Genomic DNA, 20,729 nt, shown 5'->3' with positions numbered 1-20,729 from the left:
TGCGGCCCTCGATCGCTCATCGACGACGCGGGTGAGCGATTACTGCGGGCGCAGGACCACCAGGCCCGGGGTGGTGCCGACGTACTCGGCGAACGGGGTGTCCACCACCTGGTAGGCGGCCAGTGAACTGGCGTTGCGGAAGACCGGGCCGTTCGGCGTCCGCACGAAAATGCCCACGTGCGTGACATCGAGGCCCGGCAGATCCGCGTAGGCCGCGACGTAATCGCCGGTGCGCAGCTGCGAGACGACCGCCTCGTTCACCGCGCCCGCCGGGATGTAGGTGATCGCGCGATCCACCGCGGGCAGCCCGGGCAGGTAGGAACTGCCGTCGCCCTTGATGTTCAGCCGCTTCGGCACGCTGACCGCGGCGGCGGAGAGGGTCCCGGTGATGTCCGCGGCCGCGATCCGGGGCGTGTTCGCCCAGTCGGTGAAGAAGTGCTTGCGCTTGGTGAACGCGACTTCGCCGCCGGAGTACCGGGTTTCGACCAGGTTCGCGACGAACTCCGCGCGGGTGGTCGACCGCGTGAGGGCCTCGACGTAATCGAGGAAGGTGAAGCAGTCCACCCGGCGCAGGTCGACGATCAGCTCTTCGGGCCGGTCCGCGGCGCCGACGAGCATGTTCGCCCCGTACGGCGTGCCGAGGAAGTGGGCCGACAGCAACTCGATCAGCTCGCCCTTGCCGATGCCCGCGGGCGCGGCGCGGCGCACGGCCAGCAATTGGTCGATCTCGCCCGCGCTGACGTCGTCGATGACGGGATCCGCCGGGACGGCGACCGCCGCGGGACTCAGCAGCCCGGCGCCCCCGGCCAGCATCAGCACGACGAACAGTATGCGAGCGATGACGCGCAAATCGCCTCCACGGAAGGGCCGAGCGGTGAACAGATGCCCTCCACCGTAACCCGCGAGCGGCCGCCGCAGGGGAGTAAGACTCCGCGGGAGCAGAACAACCCCCGCTGTCAGGATTTGGAAACCTGCCGTTTATCAACGGCTGCCAGACTTCACACACCCATACCCGCCGAATCTGTCGTAGGGTGCGGGCGTCGTTACAGCTAATCGGAAGTTGAACGCCGCTGTGTGCCCCAGGCAGCGGTGCGGAAGAAGTAGGCCCAGCAGGTGTTTTCTCGCTCGACCACGCGCGCCGCGGCTGCGCTGATTGCCGCAGGCATTCTCACCGTCCTCCTGCCGTCGGCCCCCTGTACCGCCGCACCGGAACCGAGCGAACCGGGCGCCCGGCCCGGCGTGGCGGCCGCGCCGCCCGGCGCCGTGGTCGCACCCGACGGGTCGTACATCGTGCGCTCGCGGGTCGACGAGGACAGGCACCTGGAGTTCACCGTCTACTCGGTCGCGATGGATTCGGAACTCACCGTCGAGGTGCAGCGCCCGGCCGACACCTCCGCGCCGCGCCCGATCCTGTACCTGCTCAACGGCGGCAGCGGCGGCATCGGCATCGGCACCTGGGATCACCAGACCCGCGCGGAGGAATTCCTGGCGGACAAGGGCGTCAACGTGGTTCAGCCGATCGGCGGCGCGGGGTCGTACTACACCGATTGGCGCTCGCCCGATCCGCGCCTGGGCGTGGTCAAGTGGAAGACCTACCTGACCGAGGAACTGCCGCCGCTGATGGACGCGGCCCTGGGCTCGAACGGCGTCAATGCCATTGCGGGCGTGTCGATGTCCGGCACCTCGGTGCTGCAGTTGCCGATCGCCAAGCCCGGCCTGTACAGCGCCGTGGCGGCCTACAGCGGGTGCGCCCGCATCTCCGATCCCATCGGCCAGGCGTTCGTCCGGCTCACCGTCGGCTACAGCGGCAGCGACGCGGCGAACATGTACGGCGGCTCGGAGGATCCGCACTGGGCCACCAACGATCCGTACCTCAACGCGGAGGGCCTGCGCGGCATCGAGCTCTACCTCTCCAGCGGCAACGGCCTGCCCGGCCCCTACGACAAGGTCGGCGACCGCCGCATGGTCGGCACGGGCGTGGGCGCGCTGGCGAATCAGCTGCTGGTGGGCGGCATCATCGAGGCCGCCACCGATCAGTGCACCCGGAGCATGGGCGCCCGCCTGGAGGAGCTCGGCATCGCGGCCACGGTTGTGCTGCGGCCCTACGGAACCCACTCCTGGGGCTACTGGGACGACGAGCTGGTCGCGTCCTGGCCGGTGCTCGCGCGCGGACTCGGCGTCTAGCCGGACCGTGCCCGCCCCGAGTGTCGGGGCCGGGCGCGGGTCCGTGCTCAGGCCGGGTCGGTGATGAAGAGGTTGAGCTTGTAGGTCGTGACCGGCGGCGCCCAGCCGAAGAGCTTGGCGATGGCGCGGTATTTGAACGGCCATTCGCGGGCCACGGCCGGTTGCGGCTGAGCGAAGGTGCGCGATTCGCGCAGGCGCAGGCCGTGTACTTCCAGCGTGGCCGGATCGTCGCAGATCCACTGCATGCGCGCGCTGACCGCCTGGAAGACCGGGTTGCGATCCTGGCTCTTCATCATGAGCTGCCCGCCGGTGTCGAAAGCCAGTGGGGTGTCCGGGAATCGGGTGGCCAGCTGCCGCAGCACCGCGTGCACGCGCTCGGCAGGGAAGTAGAGCATGACGGCCTCGCTGAGCAGGAACAGCGGACCGGGGCGTTCGGTGACCGGCTCGAACCAGTCGGTGTCGAACAGCGAACCGGAAATCATGGTGTAGCGGTCGCCGTCCTGGAAGAACCTGCGGCGCAGGGCCATGGTGTCCTCGACATCGAGGTCGAACCAGCGCAGGCGGCCGTTGTCCAGGCGGTCGAATCGGGTCGAGAGGCCGCAGCCGAGATCGACGACGGTGCCCTCGGGATGCTCGCGCAGGAAGCCGCGCACGTATTCGTCGAAGATGGCGGCGCGCAGTACCGACCCCGACAGGGACGGACCGCGGAATTTCGTGAAGTCGTAGTCGATGGCCTCGACGAGCTCGATCGCCCGCCGGTCGTTCAGGACGCTCGGCTGTCGCCGCGCGTCCTCGGCGCGGCCGTACAGCGGAATCAACAGTGTTTCCTGGATCGCACCCAGCGATACCGATTCACCCATGATCGCAGCCTAATTAAGGATGCCCTTACCTGCCAGGGGTTTTCGTGGCGCCGGATTTCGCCCCGGCGATTCGATCGCGGCCGCCCGGGTAGTGCTGGGGCTAGAGGCAGTCGGAGCGCGCGAACGCGTGCGCAGGAGGTGTGACATGACAGAGAGCCGGACATCGGGAATGCGGTTGCGCCGGACCCCGCGCAAACACGCGGGTGAGGGCATCGAAGACGGCGTCAATGTGCTGGGGATCCTGCTCTTCGGGCTGGGCATCGTGGCCGTGGGTATGGCGCTGGTCGCGGGCGGGTACGGATTCGGCGGCTGGGCGCTGGTCGCCGGGGTGGCGGCGGCCGTGCTGTTCGTCGCCGGCGGGGTCGTGCTGCTGCTGGAGTGGCGGCGGCGGCATCCGCGGGGTGGGGTGAACGAGCCTGTCCGGCAGGGGCATTGAGCCCACTTTGGCGTGCGGTCGCCCGGCCGATGACCGATCGCCGGGCGGCGCCGGGCCCGCCGGTGTGACCGGCGACCGGGCCCCGGCTTGATAGCGTAAATATCGACCGGTTGATCGTTTATTGACGGGCGGCCGCCCGCGGGGCGGTGCGCCGCCCGGTTCGACCGCCCAGCGTGGGAGGAGTTACAGGTGGGGGTGACTCGCCGAACGCAAGCGGAGCGCCGGGCCGAGACGAGCGGACTGCTCATCGACGCGACCATTCTGACCATCCTCGAGGCCGGATACGTCGGGGTGACCGTCAAGGAGGTCTGCCGGCGCGCGGGGGTATCGCACGGCGGGCTCTTCGGGCGCTTCGACACCCTGGCAGACCTGGTGGCGGCCACCGCCGCGGAGGTCGGCCGCAGGCTCATGGAGGAGTTCATCGCGAAGATGGCGCAGCTGTCCGAACGGGGCGACGTGCACACGGTGCTGGCGCTGTGGCGCTCGGCCGCACGGGATCCGCTCAACACGGTCTGGCTGGAGCTGACGGTGGCCGCGCGCACGGATCCCGCACTACGGGAACGACTTTCGACGGCGCGAGCGGACTACGCGGCGGCCCTGCTGGCCAGCGGCAGCAAGATGTCCGCCCTGCGCGGGTTGAGCTCGGACCAGGTCTTCGTGCTCGGCTCGATGGTCGGGACGTTCTTCGACGGGGACGCCGTGCACCACGGGCCGTTCCCGCTGCCGGAGCTGGACGGGCCCCGGCTCGAGATCCTGGGTGCGATGCTCGGCCGGTACCTGGACGGTGCGCGAACGCCGGAATGAACGGATTACCGTGGGAGGTATGACCGAGGTCCGGCGCCGGACGCCCACGCAGCGCAGGTCCCGCGAGACCGTGGAGATCGTGCTGGAAGCCGCCGCGCAGATGTTCTCGCGCGAAGGACTCGCGGCGACGACCAATCGGATCGCGGAGCGCGCCGGCGTCTCGATCGGCACTCTCTACCAATACTTTCCGGACAAGCACGCGCTGTTGCGCGGGCTCGCCGAACGGCATCTGCGGGAAGGCGCGGCCCGGCTGGAGGTCGTCTTCGCCGAATTGCGCCGCACCGAGCCATCTTTCGAGCAGACCGTGCGGACGATCCTGGACACCGTCGTCGAGTTGCACCGTGATCGGCCGGTCCTGCACGCGCTCATGCACCGGGTCGCCCCTCGCGACATGGTGGAACTGGCCGAGCTGCGCGCGTTCGAGGAACACCTCGCCGACGAAGTCGCCCATCACCTCACGCGCTGCGGGCGCGGCGGCACCGACCCGGCGCTGACCGCCCGGACCGTGGTGCACGGGCTCGACACCCACCTGCACCGCGTCCTGATCCACCGTTCCGTGGACACCGACCAGCTCCTGGACCTGGTGTACCGGCTGCTCGGTGACCCGCGCCCGGAGCACCGGGTCCGACGGGCCGAGTGACGGGCGCGCCGATCGGCCGGGCGTTCCGGCTACTCGATCGTCCGTGCTGAACCCGGGGCGGGTGCGCCGGTCGAGCGCACCGCCGCGAGTACCTCGCGCAGGGCATCGCCCAGCCGATCGATGCCGGGCTCTTCGACGGGGAAGTGCCCGCACCCTTCCAAGAGGACGAGTTCGGTAGGCGCACCGAGCCTTTCGAGGAAACGAACGCTCAGCTCCGGCGGCGTCCAGCGATCCTCGGCGGGATGTACAAGGGTGACAGGGGTTTTCGGGAACAGCTCCGGTGCGGTGTGGCGGTATCGGAGGAAGCTCGACAGGAATCCCAGCGGCACCCGCACCCCGCCGCCGCGCGGATCGTGTGCGCACAGCCGCGAGAGGGCGGGGTCCAGGCTCATGTTGCGCATGTCGACCAGCCAGCGGATCGGGACCCGCACCCCGCCCAGCACCGGTTCCACCGCACCCAGCAGCGCGGGCGCGAACGGGCCGGTGAACGACCAGCGCGCGGCGGCCCGCCGGGCGTCCGGGTCCGCGGGATCGAGCAGACAGGTCGCCACGACGTGCGCCACCATGCCGGTCCGGGCCGCAACCTCGTAGGCGAGCATGCCGCCCATACTCGCCCCGAACACCACCAGCGGTCGCGGATCGGATACCGCCTGCTCCCTGACGAATTCGCACAGCAGCTCGACCCAGTCGCCGTACCGCACCGCTCGCGGCCGCGGCTCGACCGTGTCCCCGTACAGCGGGAGGTCGATGGCGAGGACCTCCGCGCCCGCCGGCCCCGCCTGCGCGGCCAGCGGCCACAGCAGTCCCGCGTGCCCGCCCCCGCCGTGGATCGCGAGCACCCGCACCGGCGCCTGCGGGTCGACCGTCCGCGCGATGTGCACCCGGCGGCCCCGCCACTCCCACCACGTCGACACAGGTTCGGTGAACGGCTCCGGCACATGCTGGGCCGGAATGAATCTCAGATACTCGCGATACTCCATGCCCCCAGCGTCATGCCGGTCGCACGCGGTGACAACTCGCGTTCACCGTCCGGAAATGGGGTCTGGAAATAGCTATCTACCTGTGGATACGGTGCACTCCCGCGCGGGGCCGCACCCGTTGCTCAGGTTCGGCTTGCGCGTCCCCCGGACCAGTGCGGCATCTGGGCTTCGTGGTGCCGAACGTGGGACCCGTCCGGTGCGCCGCCATGGACGACGCCGTCGAAGCGGCGGATGGCGTCGTCGGGGAAGCGGGTGGTGACGGTGGTGTGGGCGATGAGGGCGAGGTCGGTGCCGACCGTGCTCAGCTACCGCTGCTGATTCCGCCACCGCCACCGCTGCCGGAACCGCCGCCGTCGACCGCGAGCAGATGGAACGCGGTCTTGCCCGCCAGCCCGAAGTTGTTGTCCGACACCAGGATCAGCGAGCGTGCGCCACCGCGCAGCGCCGGGCCCCAGGTCATGCCCTCGGCGCACTGCGGATCGATCCCGTTCGCGGTGAAATCGAACAGCAGCTTCTTGCCCATCGGGCGGGCGGTCGCGGGTGCGACCGCCATGCCCGTCACCGGATCCGCACCGGCGAAAGAGGTTTCGTAGATGCGGGCGGTGAAACCGGTGCGCGGGTCGTAGCCGCGTTCCAGGGTCAGGAAGCGTCCCGCGTCGAGCGGGAGGATCTCCGCGACGCCGGCGGCGGACGGTATCGCACCCGGCGCGACCCGATCGGTCGGATAGATGTATTCGGCGAGATTCGCTCCGGTGCCGATCTGGATCTGCACCAACCGGGCTCGGCTCTCGGCGTCGGTCCCGGCGGCCGGGCCGTCCTGCACGAGCGCGTTCTCGCTGACCGCGATCAGCGCGGTGTTGTCGAACGACGGCGCCATGGCCTCGAATCCGAGATTGTCGCGAATGCCCGCGACCGGGACGCCCGCATCGTCCAGTTCCGGGGTGAACGCGGCCGGGACGGGCAGGTCGCGCACGTAGGACCCGTCCATGGCGGCCTGCCGCAGGAAACCCGGGCGACCGGTCTTGGCCTCGCCCTCGCTGGTGTAGTAGAAGCCCTGTTGTGTCGGCAGCCAGCGAATGGACTCGGTGTCCGCCGCGCGCGGCGCATACGGCTGACCGTCGATGTCGCGCAACCGAATCAGTGTGTCGAAGCGCGGATCACCCAGCTTGCCGTCCGCGCCGATCGGCAGATCCAGCGTGTAGGCCCGGACGGGACCCTGCTCACCGCGGTTGTCGCTGATCGCGAGGTAGCTTCGCGCGGCGGCGTTGTAGTCGATGCCGGACAGCCCGCCGACCTTGAAGCCGTCGAAGCTCAGCTCGTCCGGCAGTGTCACCGAATTGACGTAGCGCAGGCCGAGGCCGCCGAGGTCGGCGTGCGCGGGCGCGGGTTCGGCGATCGGGGTGATCGCGAGCCCGAGGCCGGCGGCGGCCGCGAGCAGAACGGTACTGGGTCGGGAGAACGTCATCGTCCGAGAGCCTTTGCGGATAGGGGCACTGTGCGCCGTCAGCGTGACCACCGTCCGGCCCGCCTGCCAGATCCCGTCCCGCTCAACGACTTCGCGTCGGGATTACCCCGGCGGGCCGCCGCCCGCGTGACATGATGCCGCCTCGTTCGCGGGGACCGGACCCGCGAATAGCGTTTGCCCGATAGTTACTGTCGCGCTGGGGAACTCCCTGGCAACCTGCTGAAACGGAAAATCCCGGCACCGCCGGGGTGGGCGGTTTGCCGGGATCTTGAAGTGCGCGAGGCGGGACTTGAACCCGCACGTCCGTGGACACCAGAACCTAAATCTGGCGCGTATGCCAATTTCGCCACTCGCGCTAACGGTACGACCGTCCAAACTCTACCGGGCTGAACGGGGAACCAGAAGCACCGGGCGGGCGTGGCGTACTGGTCGGTAACCCTACCTGGGCTTATAACGATTTGGTAACCGCCAATATGAGGAAGCCTCACATTTCCTTCACTCATGTAACCGGCCTCACCAGCGCCTTCAAACATGAGGGAGGGTCATGTTTCTGAATCTTCTGGTACGTACGTACCGAAATACCCGGGAGTACGCCGGAGGGCCGCGACCAAACATGAGGAGATCCTCATGATTTTGTGGAATCCTCGCCATCTACCAGGGCCAGTAGGCCGGAGGAACACCTGCGCACCGTGAGCGCGGCCCAGTCCTGTGGGGGCGGGCCGCCAGGAGAAGGAAGTCGAACGTCTTGACGATCAACGAGAGCACCGGAACCGGATCCAAGGCCAGGCTGGCGGGGAAGAGTCGGGAAAGCGGAGTCAGGTCGTCACTGCTCGATCGGTTGCTGGCGGGCGCGCCGTACGCGCTGGCCTTCGGTGGCCAGGGCGCCGCGTGGCTCAGTGAACTGGAGGAGATCGGGCGCGATTCCGCGCTCGAACCCGAGCTGACCTCGCTCGTCAACGAAGCCGCGCAGGCGCTGGAACCCGTTGCGGCGCAGCTGCTGGTGGTCCGGCCGGTCGGTTTCGACCCGGTTGCCTGGATGCTCGAGGAAGACCTCGCGGACCCGGACCAGGGGGAGGTGTCGGCGGCGCCCACAGCGCAGGTGCTGCGCTCCGCCGCCGTCTCCATGCCCGGTGTGTTCCTCACCCAGATCGCCGCCCTGCGCGCGCTGCGCCTGCAGGGCCTGGACATCGTCACCCGGCCCCCGGCCGCGGTCATCGGCCACTCGCAGGGCCGGATCGCCGCCACCGCCGCCGAGGCGCACGGGCACCGCGACGCCGAACTGCTCGCCGTCGCCCAGCTGATCGGCGCCGCCGCGGGCCTGGTCGCCCGCCGGCGCGGCCTCATGCCGATCGGTGACCGCTCCCCGATGGTCGCGGTCTCCAACGTCGACCCCGAACAGCTGCAGGCCGTCGTCGACGAGCTCGCGCTCGGCGTGGACGAGTCCAAGGCCGCCGTGCTGTCCATCCGCAACGGCCGCCGGCGCGCGGTGCTCAGTGGCCCGGTCGCCCAACTCGACCGAGTCCGTCAGCGCTGCACCGAGATCCACGACGAGCAGGCCGCCGAGCGCGAGTCCAAGAAGCGCGGCGGCGCGGTCTTCGCCCCCGTCTTCGAGGACATCCCGGTCGAGGCCGCCTTCCACCACCCCGCCCTCGGCGAGACCGTCGATATCGTGCGCGGCTGGGCCGAGCAGTGCGGCTTGGACGCCGAGCTGGCCGCGGCCCTCACCCAGGAAGTCCTCGTCGATCCCATCGACTGGGTCACCATCGTCGACACCACCGTCGCCGACGGCGCGCAGTGGATCCTGGACCTGGGCCCCGGCGACCTGCTGACCCGCCTCACCGCCGGTTCGCTCAAGGGCACCGGCGTCGGCGTGGTCGCCGCCTCCACCCGCCCCGGCCAGCGCAGCCTGTTCACCCCCGGCGCGGCCCCCGAGGTCGCCCCCGCCTGGTCCGAGTTCGCGCCCAAGCCGGTGCGCCTGCCCAACGGCCGGGTCGTGGTCGAGACCGCCTTCACCCGCCTGACCGGCCGCTCGCCCATCCTGCTCGCGGGCATGACCCCGACCACGGTGGACGCCAAGATCGTTGCCGCCGCGGCCAACGCGGGCCACTGGGCCGAGCTCGCCGGCGGCGGTCAGGTCACCGAGCAGATCTTCGCCGACCGCGTCGCCGAGCTGAAGCAGCTGCTGCACCCGGGCCGCTCGGTCCAGTTCAACTCCCTGTTCCTGGATCCGTACCTGTGGAAGCTGCAGCTGGGCGGCAAGCGCCTGGTGCAGAAGTCCCGGGCCGCGGGCGCGCCGTTCGACGGCGTCATCGTCACCGCCGGCATCCCGGAGCTGGACGAGGCCGTCGCCCTGATCGAGGAGCTCAGCGAGGTCGGCATCACCCATGTCGCCTTCAAGCCCGGCACCGTCGCCCAGATCCGCGCCGTGCTGCGGATCGCCGACGCCGCACCGGATTACGCGGTCATCATGCACATCGAGGGTGGCAAGGCCGGTGGCCACCACTCCTGGGAAGACCTCGATGACCTGCTCATCGACACCTACGCCGAACTGCGCAGCCGCGCCAATGTGATCGTCTGCGTCGGCGGCGGCATCGGCACCCCCGAGCGCGCCACCGAATACCTCACCGGCGTCTGGTCGCAGGGCTACGGCTACCCGGTCATGCCGCTGGACGGCGTCCTGGTCGGCACCGCCGCCATGGCGACCCTCGAAGCCACCACCGCCCCCGAGGTCAAGCAGCTCCTGGTCGACACCCCCGGCACCCCGGACTGGGTCGGCGCGGGCACCGCCGAGGGCGGAATGGCCTCGGGCCGTAGCCAATTGGGCGCGGACATCCACGAGATCGACAACTCCGCCTCGCGCACCGGCCGCCTGCTCGACGAGGTCGCCGGCGACGCCGAGGCCGTGGCCGCCCGCCGCGACGAGATCATCACCGCCCTGAACGGCACCGCCAAGCCGTACTTCGGCGACGTCGCCACCATGACCTACACCGAATGGCTCGAGCGCTACGTCGAGTTGGCGGTCGGCCTGGACCGGCGCCGGGACTTCGACTGCGGCGGCGACTTCGCCGACGCCATCAACGACGCCACCGCCTCGGTCTGGCTGGACATCACCTGGCGCACCCGCTTCGCGGAGATGATGCGCCGCACCGAGTCCCGGCTCAACCCGGCCGACCGCGGCGAGATCGAGACCCTCTTCGCCGACGACGCCGCCTTCGAGGAGCCGGTGCGCGCGCTGTGCACGCTGAAGGAGCGGTACCCGGCCGCCGCGGCGACCGTGCTGCACCCGGCGGACGTCCCGTTCTTCGTCACGCTCTGCAAGACCCCGGGCAAGCCGGTCAACTTCGTACCCGTCGTGGACGGCGACGTGCGCCGCTGGTGGCGCTCGGATTCGCTGTGGCAGGCCCATGATCCGCGCTACTCCGCCGATCAGGTCTGCGTCATTCCCGGCACCGTCGCCGTCGCGGGCATCACCCGCGTGGACGAGCCGGTCGGTGAACTGCTGGACCGCTTCGAGCAGGACGCCGCCTACTCCCTGGTCCGCGCGGGCGTCGTCCCGGCCGCGGTCGACGGCCGCCGCCGCGCCGACGTCACCGCGGGCGCCATCGACATCGTGCTGGCCGCCCCGGACGTGCAGTGGTCCGGCCGCACCACGGTCAACCCGATCCACCGCCTCGGCGACCTGAACGAATGGGTCACCACCGAGCAGGGCGCGAACCACCCGCCCACCGGGTCCACCCTGACCCCGGTCACCGGACCCGAATCCGACCACTCCTACGTCGAATTGGCGGTCCCGCTGCTCGGCCGTGACGCCGTCCGCATCCGCGTCACCGTCCCCGTCACCGTGTACAACGGCGGCGCGCCCGTCATCACCGAAGCCGATGCCGACGTCGCCATGTCGGCGCTGCTCGGCGTGGCCGCCGGGCAGTCCCTGCCCGAGGTCAAGGACGCCGACGGCGTCAAGGTCGCGCACCTGAACGTGGCCTGGAGCCCGGACCTGATCGCCGATCACGCCGGTGTCACCGGCTCCGGCCTGCCCGACGGCCTGAGCACCCTGGGCCGCACCGTGCCCGACGTGCTGGTCGGCGCGTGCTGGCCCGCGGTGTTCGCGGTGCTCGGCGCCACCCGCACCGCCGATGACCGCAGCGTCATCGAGGGCATGCTCGACCTCGTGCACCTGGATCATCAGATCCAGCTGAACGGTGAACTGCCTTCCGCCGCAAGCGTGCTCGCGGTCAAGGCCGAAGCCGGCGAGACTCTCGACACCGATATGGGCCGGGTCGTGGAGGTGCGCGTGCGCATCTCCGGCATGCTCGACAAGCCCGAGACCGGCATGTCCATGCCGACCGTGGCCACCCTCACCGAGCGCTTCGCCATCCGCGGCCGCACCGGGGCCAACGAACTCAGCGATCCGCCGCGCGCCGGCGGCGTGCTCTCGGAGCAGGCCAAGGACACCCCGCGCCGCCGCCGTCGCGACGTCACCCTGGTCGCCCCGCGCGCCATGGCCGCCTTCGCGCAGGTCTCCGGTGACTTCAACCCGATCCACACCAGTGACGCCGCCGCCAGGCTGGCCGGGCTGGGCAGCCCGATCGTGCACGGCATGTGGCTCTCGGCCGCCGCCCAGCACGCGGTCTCGGCCATCGACATCGCCGACAAGGTGCCCCCGCGCACACTGTCCGCCTGGACCACCCGCTTCCTGGGCATGGTCCGGCTGGGCGCGCAGATCGACGTGCGCGTGGAACGCGTCGCCATGGATCAGGGCGCGGAGGTCATCGAGGTCTCCTGCCGCATCGACGGCGATCTGGTCATGACCGCCACCGGTCGCGTCGCGCCGCCCAAGACCGTCTACGCCTTCCCGGGCCAGGGCATTCAGACCAAGGGGATGGGTCTGGACGCGCGCACCCGCTGCAAGGCCGCCAAGGCGGTCTGGGACGACGCCGACAAGCACACCCGCGAAGCCCTCGGCTTCTCGATTCTCGCCGTGGTCCGCGACAACCCGACCTACCTCAAGGCGCGGGGCGTGGAATACCGGCACCCGCAGGGCGTGCTGCACCTGACCCAGTTCACCCAGGTCGCCATGGCGACCCTCGGTGTCGCACAGGTCGCCGAACTCCGCGAGGCGGGCGTCTTCATCGAAGGCGCGATGCTGGCCGGCCACTCGGTCGGCGAGTACAACGCGCTCTCGGCCGTGGCCGGGGTGCTCCCGCTGCACGCCGTCCTCGAGGTGGTGTTCCAGCGCGGCTCGGCCATGCACGAGCTGGTTCCGCGTAATGCCCAGGGCCTGAGCGACTATCGGATGGCCGCCATCCGGCCCTCGCAGATCGGCGTCGCCGATCACGAGGTCGTCGACTTCATCACCGGCATCGGCGAAGCCTCCGGCGAGTTCCTCGAGGTCGTGAACCTCAACCTGCGCGGCGCCCAGTACGCCATCGCGGGCACGGTCGCCGGACTCGACGCCCTCGAAGCCGAGATCGAGCGGTTGCGCGCTATCACCGGCGGCAAGCGCGCCTACATCCTGATCCCGGGCATCGACGTGCCGTTCCACTCCACCGTGCTGCGCGCCGGCGTGCCCGACTTCCGCACCAAGCTGCAGGGCCTGCTGCCCGCGGACCTGCACCCGGAGGTGCTGGTGGGCCGCTACATCCCGAATCTGGTGCCGCGCCCGTTCAGCCTCGAACGCGAATTCATCCGGGAGATCGCGGATCTGGTGCCCTCCGAGCCGCTCGCCGAGGTGCTCGCCGCATGGGACGAGTGGGCCGCCAAGCCCATCGAACTGTGCCGCGTGGTGCTCGTCGAGCTGCTGGCCTGGCAGTTCGCCAGCCCCGTGCGCTGGATCGAGACCCAGGACCTGCTGTTCACCGACGTCGAGCACGGCGGCCTCGGCGTCGAGCGGTTCGTCGAGGTCGGCCTCGCCGCCACCCCGACCACCGCCAACCTGGCCTCCAATACCCTGAAGCTGCCCGGCTTCTCGAACACCGTGGTCGAGGTGCTCAACATCGAGCGCGAGTCCGGCATCGTCTACGCCACCGACACCGATCCGGCGCCGGTCGACGAGCCGGAGGAGACTCCCGCCGAGACCGCTTCCGCCGCAAGCGCTCCCGCCGCTGCCGCCCCGGCCGCAGCCCCGGTGTCCTCGGGCGGACCCCGCCCGGACGACATCGCCTTCGGCGCGGCCGACGCCACCCGCATCCTCATCGCGCTGTGGACCAAGCTGCGGCTGGACCAGATCGGCCCGGTGGACACCATCGAGGGCCTGTGCGACGGCGTCTCCTCGCGGCGCAACCAGCTGCTGGTCGACCTCGGCGCGGAACTCTCGCTCGGCGCCATCGACGGTGCCGCCGACGCCGACATGGGCGCGCTGTCCGCCACCGTCGAGCGCCTGGCCCGCACCTACAAGCCGTTCGGCTCGGTGCTGTCCGACGCCATCGGCGATCACCTGCGCAAGGTCTTCGGCCCGTCCGGCAAGCGGCCCGCCGCCATCGGCGAACGCGTCAAGAAGGTCTGGGACCTGGGTGACGGCTGGGCCAGCCACGTCACCGCCGAGGTCTCGCTCGGCACCCGCGAAGGCGCCAGCGTGCGCGGCGGGGACATGGGCGGGCTCGTCACCGGCGGGCTCAACGACGGCGCCGCCGTGGACGCGGCCATCGATGCCGCGGTCCAGGCCGTGGCCGCACGCCGCGGGATCGCGGTATCCATGCCGTCCGCCGGCGGCGGCGGGGGAGCGACGGTCGACGCCGCCGCCCTGGGCGAGTTCACCGAGCAGATCACCGGCAACACCGGCGTGCTCGCCACCACCGCCCGGGTCATCCTGGAGCAGCTCGGGCTGACCGAGCAGATCTCCGCCCCCGAAGCCTCCGACGACACCCTTGTCGATCTGGTCTCGGCCGAATTGGGCACGGACTGGCCGCGTCTGGTGGCACCGGCCTTCGACGCCCGCAAGGCCCTGCTCATCGACGATCGCTGGGCCAGCGCCCGCGAGGATCTCGCGCGGCTGTGGCTGGGCGTGGACGCCGACGTCGCCGACCTGGATGTCGAGGGGTACCTCGGCGCCGGCGCTGCCGTTGCGACACAGGCCAACTGGTGGCGTGAGCGCGCCAAGAGCGAAGCCCGCTCGGTGCTGGCCGGGGTCTACGGCCGCATCGCCGACGCCGCGGTCGCCACCGAAGAGCCGGGCGTGTGGTCCTCGGACATCGCCGTGATCACCGGCGCCAGCAAGGGTTCCATCGCCGCGGCCGCGGCCGGGCGCCTGCTGGCCGGTGGCGCGACGGTCATCGCCACCACCTCCTCGCTCAACGACGACCGCATCGGCTTCTACAAGAAGCTGTACCGCGAGCACGCCCGCAACGGCGCGACCCTGTGGGTCGTGCCCGCGAACATGGCGTCCTACAGCGATGTCGACGCGCTCATCGACTGGATCGGCAACGAGCAGGTCGACAACGCGGGCGGCGCGAAGGTGCTGGTCAAGGAGGCGATGATCCCGTCGCTGCTGCTGCCCTTCGCCGCGCCCCGCGTGGCCGGTGACCTGGCCGACGCCGGGGCCCGCGCCGAAATGGAGATGCGGGTTCTGCTCTGGTCGGTCGAACGCCTCATCGGCGGGCTGTCCAAGGTCGGCGCGGATCACAACGTGGACGCGAAACTGCATGTGGTGCTGCCGGGTTCGCCCAACCGCGGCATGTTCGGCGGCGACGGCGCGTACGGCGAGTCCAAGGCCGCGCTCGACGCCGTGGTCGCCAAGTGGCGCGCGGAGAAGTCCTGGGCCGAGCGGGTCACCCTGGTGCACGCGCTGATCGGCTGGGTGCGCGGCACCGGTCTCATGGGCGGCAACGACCCGCTGGTCGAGGCCGTGGAGAAGGCCGGCGTGCACACCTGGTCCACCGCGGAGATGGCCGACGAGCTGCTCAAGTGGTGCACCTCGCGCGCTCGCATCGTCACCGCGACCGGACCGCAGCAGATCGACCTGACCGGCGGGCTCGCGCGCGCCAAGCTGGATCTGCCCGCCCTGGCCAAGGAGGCCCGCGAGCAGGCCGAAGCCGTCGGCGCGGACGCCGAAGAGGCTGCCGCCGCGACCATTTCGGCGCTGCCCGCGCCGCCGACCATGACCTCCGCGCTGCCGGTCCCCGAATGGGGTTCGGTCACCGCCGATCTCGACGACATGGTCGTCATCGTCGGCGCGGGCGAGCTCGGACCCTACGGTTCGGCGCGCACCCGCTTCGAGATGGAGGTCTCGGACCAGCTCTCGGCCGCCGGCGTGCTCGAGCTGGCCTGGACCACCGGCCTGGTCACCTGGGAGAACGATCCCAAGCCGGGCTGGTACGACACCGAATCCGGTGACTACGTCGCCGAATCCGAGCTGGCCGAGAAGTACCACGACACCGTGGTCGAGCGCTGCGGCGTGCGCCGCTACGGCGACGACGGCGCCATGATCGACAACACGGTGCCGCTGCTCACCTCGGTCTTCCTCGACAAGGACCTGACCTTCGTCGTGAACAGCGAGGCCGAGGCGCGGGCGTTCTACGCCTCCGGCCCCGAGCAGACGATCATCACCCCCGTCGAGGGTTCGGGCGACTGGCAGGTGACCCGCAAGGCGGGCACCGAGATTCGCGTCCCGCGCAAGACCAAGCTCTCACGCTTCGTCGGCGGCCAGATCCCCACCGGCTGGGATCCGACCCGCTTCGGCATCTCCGCCGACATGGCGGCCTCGGTCGACCGGGTGGCGCTGTGGAACATCGTCTGCACCGTGGACGCGTTCCTCGGCTCCGGCTTCAGCCCGGCCGAGCTCATGCAGTGGGTGCACCCGGCCATGGTCGCCAACACCCAGGGCACCGGCATGGGCGGCATGTCCTCGATGCGCTCGCTGTACATCGACAACCTGCTCGGTGAGCCGCGCGCCAACGACATCCTGCAGGAGGCGCTGCCCAACGTCGCTCTCGCACATGTGGTCCAGAGCTACGTCGGCTCCTACGGCGGCATGATCCACCCGGTCGCGGCCTGCGCCACGGCGGCGGTCTCGGTCGAGGAGGGCGCGGACAAGATCCGGCTCGGCAAGGCCGACCTGGTCGTGGCCGGCGGCTACGACGACCTCGGCATCGAGGGCATCGTTGGCTTCGGCGACATGTCCGCCACCGCGGACTCGGCCATCATGTCCGCCAAGGGCATCAGCGACCGCTACTTCTCCCGGGCCAACGACCGCCGTCGCGGCGGCTTCGTCGAATCCCAGGGCGGCGGAACGGTATTGCTCGCCCGCGGCAGCGTCGCGCTGGAGATGGGCCTGCCCGTGCTCGGCGTCGTCGCCTACGCCCAGTCGTTCGCCGACGGCGTGCACACCTCCATCCCGGCCCCGGGCCTGGGTGCGCTGGGCGCCGGTCGTGGCGGGCCCGAGTCCAAGCTGGCCAAGGAACTCGCCAAGCTGGGTGTCGCGCCGGACGAGATCGCGGTGATCTCCAAGCACGACACCTCCACCGCGGCGAACGATCCCAACGAGTCCGAGCTGCACGAACGGCTGGCCACGGCCATCGGCCGCTCGGAAGGCGCTCCGCTGTTCGTGATTTCGCAGAAGACCCTCACCGGTCACGCGAAGGGCGGCGCGGCCGCGTTCCAGATGATCGGCCTGTGCCAGGTGCTCGAGCAGGGCGTCATCCCGCCCAACCGCAGCCTGGACTGCGTGGACGAGAAGATGCGCGCCTACCCGCACCTGGTGTGGGTGCGCGAGGCCATGGATCTGGGAGATCGCTTCCCGCTCAAGGCCGGTCTGGTCACCTCGCTCGGCTTCGGCCACGTCTCCGGCCTGGTCGCGATCGTGCACCCGCAGGCGTTCATCGAGGCGCTCGAGCCCGGCAAGCGCGAGGAGTACCAGCGCCGGGCCCAGGACCGTCAGCTCGCCGGCCGCCAGCGGATCACCGAGGCGATGTGCGGCGGCGCTCCCCTCTACGAGCGCCCCGCCGACCGCCGCCTCGGCGGCGACGGCACCCCCGCGAAACAGTCCCGCCAGCTCGAGGCCGACATGCTCCTGTCCCAGCAGGCCCGCCTGGGCAGCGACACAACCTATGTCGCCGTCCCCCCGGGACCGGCCTGCCGGTAGCGCAAGTGCCGCGCACGTCGCGGCGCACAGCTGAGTTCACGACCCGCGGAGCCTACGAAAACGTAGGCTCCGCGGTCATGAGTTGATGGTTGCTGCGGCCCGGGGCATCTCGCGGGCACACTCCGAATCGTTCGAGGATCAAGAGAAGTGGGTCCGGTGAATTACCCCGAGGCAACCGATACGGATGGACCCGCCTCGGCACGGCAATTCTCTTTCACGACCCGTCCCGTCACGGCCGTGGACGATGCGACCGGAGAGTCGATCGGACTTGACGAAATCGAATCCCGAATCGGCTGGCTTCTCGCCCTGGTGACAGTGGCGGGATCGGACTTGCTCGCACGGCTCTGGCAGCCTGCGACTTTCGACATACTCGCCACAGGTCGCGACCGGCAAGGTCGAAAGTTGCCTGCCCATGGTCACGTCGCGGCGGCGAGACTGGGCTGGACGCCGGTCTACCCGGACGGGGTCTACGTGCCGTCGAGGGTGACCCGGGTGGTGGCCACGCAGACGGTGGCCACATTGCGGACCATGGCCTACCGCGATGCCATGGTTTCGGCACATTCGGCCCGATTCGACCCAGAGCCGCGTTGTTCGGCGCTCACGGCCGGATCGGATACCGCGATGCGGCCGGGTTTCGCACGGGGAGCGCTCCGGCAGATCGTCGCGCATGCGGAGGCCGGCCACCGCGCGTTCTCGAGACCACTGCGGATCACCGACATGCAAAGTGCGCCTGGAATGGCCGCTATGGCTCAGTTGTCCGCAGCAGATCGCCAGTTCGCTCACCTCGTCGTGGTCGATGGCACACTGCAATTGACGGTGCAGCTTCCGCTCTGCTGGGCACCGACGGGGCGTACGCAGTGGAGACGCGTCCGTTTGACCGCCGTCCTGCCGGCCCATCTGCGAGGCCGAGTGGTGCGGGACTGGCACCTGCCAACCCTGATCGTCGATCGCCGGGGCGTGCTGTGGCGCTGCGCGGCAACGGAAATGGTCCCTGCCCGCGAACCCACGACGGCAACGACAGCGGTCGGAGTCGATTGGTCGCCGTCCACACTCGGCGCGGCCGCCGTCGTCCGCCGGGACCGCGACGGGTTGTTCTCGGATTTTCGCGGGTGGACCTACGATGATCGTGGGCTGGGGGTGAAGTTGGCACGACTGCAAACGGAAGGTCAACGTCTACAGCGCAAGTCAGTACGGCTCTCGCAGTTGGCTCGCCGAGCCGACCCGGAGGTGGCGGCGATACTCGAGGCGAAGATCGCGGTGCTCACGGAACAGCGGATCGCTGTGGGGGCCAAGCGGAGGCGGATAAATAGGGAATTGGCCTTCCACTTCGCACGTCAGATCACCGACTACTCCGTCACCGCGGGAGCGCGTTTGATCGGGGTGGAGGATCTGGCCACCTTCGAGCCCCGTGGGCGAGGTCGCCGGAACAACGATCGCGCGGCGCAGTCCGCTCGCGGGCAGGCGGTTGCCGCTCTCGCGCACACCGCCGCCGGAGCGGGGATCACGGTCGTATCGGTACCTGCATCGGGGACATCCGCGCTGTGCCCGAACTGCGATGAGCTCCTGTCGCGTCCGGATGGTTATCACTCCGCATGGTGTGAGCGCTGCCGACTCGGTGGGAATCGAGACCATATGGCCGGGGTCAACGTGGCCAAGCGCGCGTTGTCGGCGAAGCCGCTTGCTACTCGACGCGGCGGCAGGGTGGTGATTTCGGCGAGCCGCGTCTCCGTTCCGGTTCGCCGGTGCCGTGCGAAGAACGGACCGACGCCGCCTCGCCCGCGGCACCGTCGGGTGCGTCGTAGCTCGTCCTCGCCGGTCACGCCTGAGGGGGTGAATCTTCGACGGAACTTTCCCGCACCCCAAGCGTCGGTGTGGGACATGGTCGAACCGGCAGTGCCGCAATGCGCTGTGGGTAGCCGTGACACACGTAATTCTCGGCCGACCGCTGCATCTCCGGCGGTTGGTATGAGAGCTATGTAGACGCTCCGCTGGTATGTTGCGCCCATTCGATCGCACACAAGAAGGAATCGAGGAGTCCCCACAAGTGACAATCCTTGGTATCGGGCTGGATTTGGTTTGCATCTCCGAATTCGCCGAACAACTGGAACGCACCGGAACCACCATGATCCGGGAGAGTTTCACCGCTGGAGAACGGCGCTACTGCCAAAGCAAGGGCACCGATCCAGCACGCAGTTACGCCGCCCGCTGGGCAGCCAAGGAAGCGGTGATCAAGGCCTGGGCCTCATCACGTTTCGCGCGCAGCCCGCAGATCGGCGACAACCCGTATCCGCTCATCGAGGTCGTCAACGACGCCTGGGGCCGGCCCAGCATCAAATTGCACGGGCTGGCGGCGGAATTCCTGCCGCGGGTGCGCGTGCACCTGTCGCTGACCCACGACGGGGACACCGCGGCGGCCATGGTGGTGCTGGAAGATCCGGGTGAGCTAGCGGACCTGCTCCAGGGCTGAACGACTCGGCTCGCCTCGGGACAACTCAATTCGCCTCGGGTTCGAGGGAACTGCGCTGCCCCCCGGTGCGCGATTCCTTCTCCGCGATAAGCAGATACGCGACCATCAGTCGCTTGAGTTCGGCCACGGCGTCCTCGTGCGCCAGGCCGTCCTGCACCGAGAAATTCAGCATCGAGTACACGACGTGCACCAGCACCTGCGCCATCATGGAACGGCGCACCCGCGGCGTGCGCGGCATGAGCTGGCGCAGCATCTGCGCGACCGCCTCGGCGAATTCCTTCTCGTGAATCGCGCCGGTAGCGCGCGTGGAGGGCGTGGACTGCATCGCGAGCCACACCTCGCGGCGCGAGGGGTCCGTCATCCACAGGTCGGCCAGATGGTCCACCAGCGCGTTCATGTGCCGCAGCCAGTCCATCGACGGGATCTCGCCGTGGAAGTCGGCCAGCTCCTGTGAAACCGCCACCAGGTCTTGGCGATTGAGTTCGCAGACGATCACGTACTTGTTGGCGAAGAACTGATAGAGGGTGCCGATCGGCACTTCCGCGCGCGCGGCGACCTCTTCACAGGTGAACGATTCGAAGCCGACCTCGACCAGCAGTTCACGCGAGGACTGCAGCAGGGCGTCGAACTTGCGCTTGCTCCGTTCCTGCGTCGGACGGCGACGCGGCATGAGTTCCTGCGGGTCGTCCTGCAACTCCAACGCAGGGTCCGGTCGTCGAGTCGACCTGGTTCCCGTACGCGCATCCACGTCCACAGCCTAGAGGTAGCGACACTCCGATGACACGCTGCGGTAGTTCGTGTGTCCCTATGTCGCCCCG

Annotated in this window: 12 protein-coding genes and 1 tRNA gene; 7 read left to right on the top strand and 6 right to left on the bottom strand. The window is 69.8% G+C overall.

The window, feature by feature from the left end; all coding sequences use genetic code 11:
- Positions 1–39: 39 nt before the first annotated feature.
- Complete coding sequence (locus ACFVBH_RS11975) at positions 40–849, bottom strand: DUF1460 domain-containing protein (RefSeq protein WP_379001314.1); 810 nt, start codon at positions 847–849, stop codon at positions 40–42.
- A 264-nt stretch (positions 850–1,113) separates the two neighbouring features.
- Here ACFVBH_RS11975 and ACFVBH_RS11970 point away from each other — a divergent pair, with 264 nt between their 5' ends.
- Positions 1,114–2,184 carry an alpha/beta hydrolase family protein gene (locus ACFVBH_RS11970; protein WP_354989309.1) on the top strand — a complete coding sequence of 357 codons (1,071 nt, stop codon included), beginning with the start codon at positions 1,114–1,116 and terminating at the stop codon, positions 2,182–2,184.
- 47 nt (positions 2,185–2,231) lie between these two features.
- On the opposite strand, the gene ACFVBH_RS11965 is transcribed toward ACFVBH_RS11970, so the two are convergent.
- On the bottom strand, positions 2,232–3,044 hold the full coding sequence (locus ACFVBH_RS11965; protein WP_379001313.1) for a class I SAM-dependent methyltransferase: 813 nt from the start codon (positions 3,042–3,044) through the stop codon (positions 2,232–2,234).
- 145 nt (positions 3,045–3,189) lie between these two features.
- Here ACFVBH_RS11965 and ACFVBH_RS11960 point away from each other — a divergent pair, with 145 nt between their 5' ends.
- From ACFVBH_RS11960 to ACFVBH_RS11950, 3 genes are all read left to right on the top strand, one after another.
- Entirely contained in the window at positions 3,190–3,480 is a 291-nt protein-coding gene (locus ACFVBH_RS11960) for a hypothetical protein (protein WP_354989311.1), read from the top strand.
- Between the two features lie 195 nt (positions 3,481–3,675).
- Positions 3,676–4,284, top strand: a complete 609-nt coding sequence (locus tag ACFVBH_RS11955) for a TetR/AcrR family transcriptional regulator (protein ID WP_379001312.1) — start codon at positions 3,676–3,678, stop codon at positions 4,282–4,284.
- A 19-nt stretch (positions 4,285–4,303) separates the two neighbouring features.
- Positions 4,304–4,924 (top strand): TetR/AcrR family transcriptional regulator, encoded by a 621-nt coding sequence (locus tag ACFVBH_RS11950; protein WP_379001311.1) that lies wholly within the window; start codon positions 4,304–4,306, stop codon positions 4,922–4,924.
- Between the two features lie 29 nt (positions 4,925–4,953).
- Here ACFVBH_RS11950 and ACFVBH_RS11945 read toward each other — a convergent pair whose 3' ends face one another.
- The 3 genes from ACFVBH_RS11945 to ACFVBH_RS11935 all read right to left on the bottom strand — a co-directional run bounded on the left by ACFVBH_RS11945 (position 4,954) and on the right by ACFVBH_RS11935 (position 7,725).
- Positions 4,954–5,904 carry an alpha/beta hydrolase gene (locus tag ACFVBH_RS11945; protein WP_379001310.1) on the bottom strand — a complete coding sequence of 317 codons (951 nt, stop codon included), beginning with the start codon at positions 5,902–5,904 and terminating at the stop codon, positions 4,954–4,956.
- Between the two features lie 301 nt (positions 5,905–6,205).
- On the bottom strand, positions 6,206–7,369 hold the full coding sequence (locus ACFVBH_RS11940; RefSeq protein ID WP_379001309.1) for an esterase-like activity of phytase family protein: 1,164 nt from the start codon (positions 7,367–7,369) through the stop codon (positions 6,206–6,208).
- Between the two features lie 274 nt (positions 7,370–7,643).
- Positions 7,644–7,725 (bottom strand) — tRNA-Leu (locus tag ACFVBH_RS11935).
- Positions 7,726–8,114: 389 nt separating this feature from the next.
- On the opposite strand from ACFVBH_RS11935, the gene ACFVBH_RS11930 reads away from it, so the two are divergent.
- From ACFVBH_RS11930 to ACFVBH_RS11920, 3 genes are all read left to right on the top strand, one after another.
- Positions 8,115–17,444 (top strand): fatty acid synthase subunit beta domain-containing protein, encoded by a 9,330-nt coding sequence (locus ACFVBH_RS11930; RefSeq protein ID WP_379001308.1) that lies wholly within the window; start codon positions 8,115–8,117, stop codon positions 17,442–17,444.
- 156 nt (positions 17,445–17,600) lie between these two features.
- On the top strand, positions 17,601–19,424 hold the full coding sequence (locus tag ACFVBH_RS11925) for a zinc ribbon domain-containing protein (RefSeq protein WP_379001307.1): 1,824 nt from the start codon (positions 17,601–17,603) through the stop codon (positions 19,422–19,424).
- 64 nt (positions 19,425–19,488) lie between these two features.
- Positions 19,489–19,911 (top strand): holo-ACP synthase, encoded by a 423-nt coding sequence (locus ACFVBH_RS11920; RefSeq protein ID WP_354989317.1) that lies wholly within the window; start codon positions 19,489–19,491, stop codon positions 19,909–19,911.
- 25 nt (positions 19,912–19,936) lie between these two features.
- On the opposite strand, the gene ACFVBH_RS11915 is transcribed toward ACFVBH_RS11920, so the two are convergent.
- The gene (locus ACFVBH_RS11915) at positions 19,937–20,581 is read right to left on the bottom strand and encodes a TetR family transcriptional regulator (RefSeq protein ID WP_379001718.1); all 645 of its coding nucleotides are present in this window, start codon (positions 20,579–20,581) and stop codon (positions 19,937–19,939) included.
- Positions 20,582–20,729 lie beyond the last annotated feature (148 nt).

This window comes from Nocardia sp. NPDC057668, assembly GCF_042799795.1.
GTDB lineage: Bacteria > Actinomycetota > Actinomycetes > Mycobacteriales > Mycobacteriaceae > Nocardia.
The sequence above is the reverse complement of the archived record's forward strand: the minus strand, read 5'-3'. Positions and strand labels throughout refer to the sequence as shown.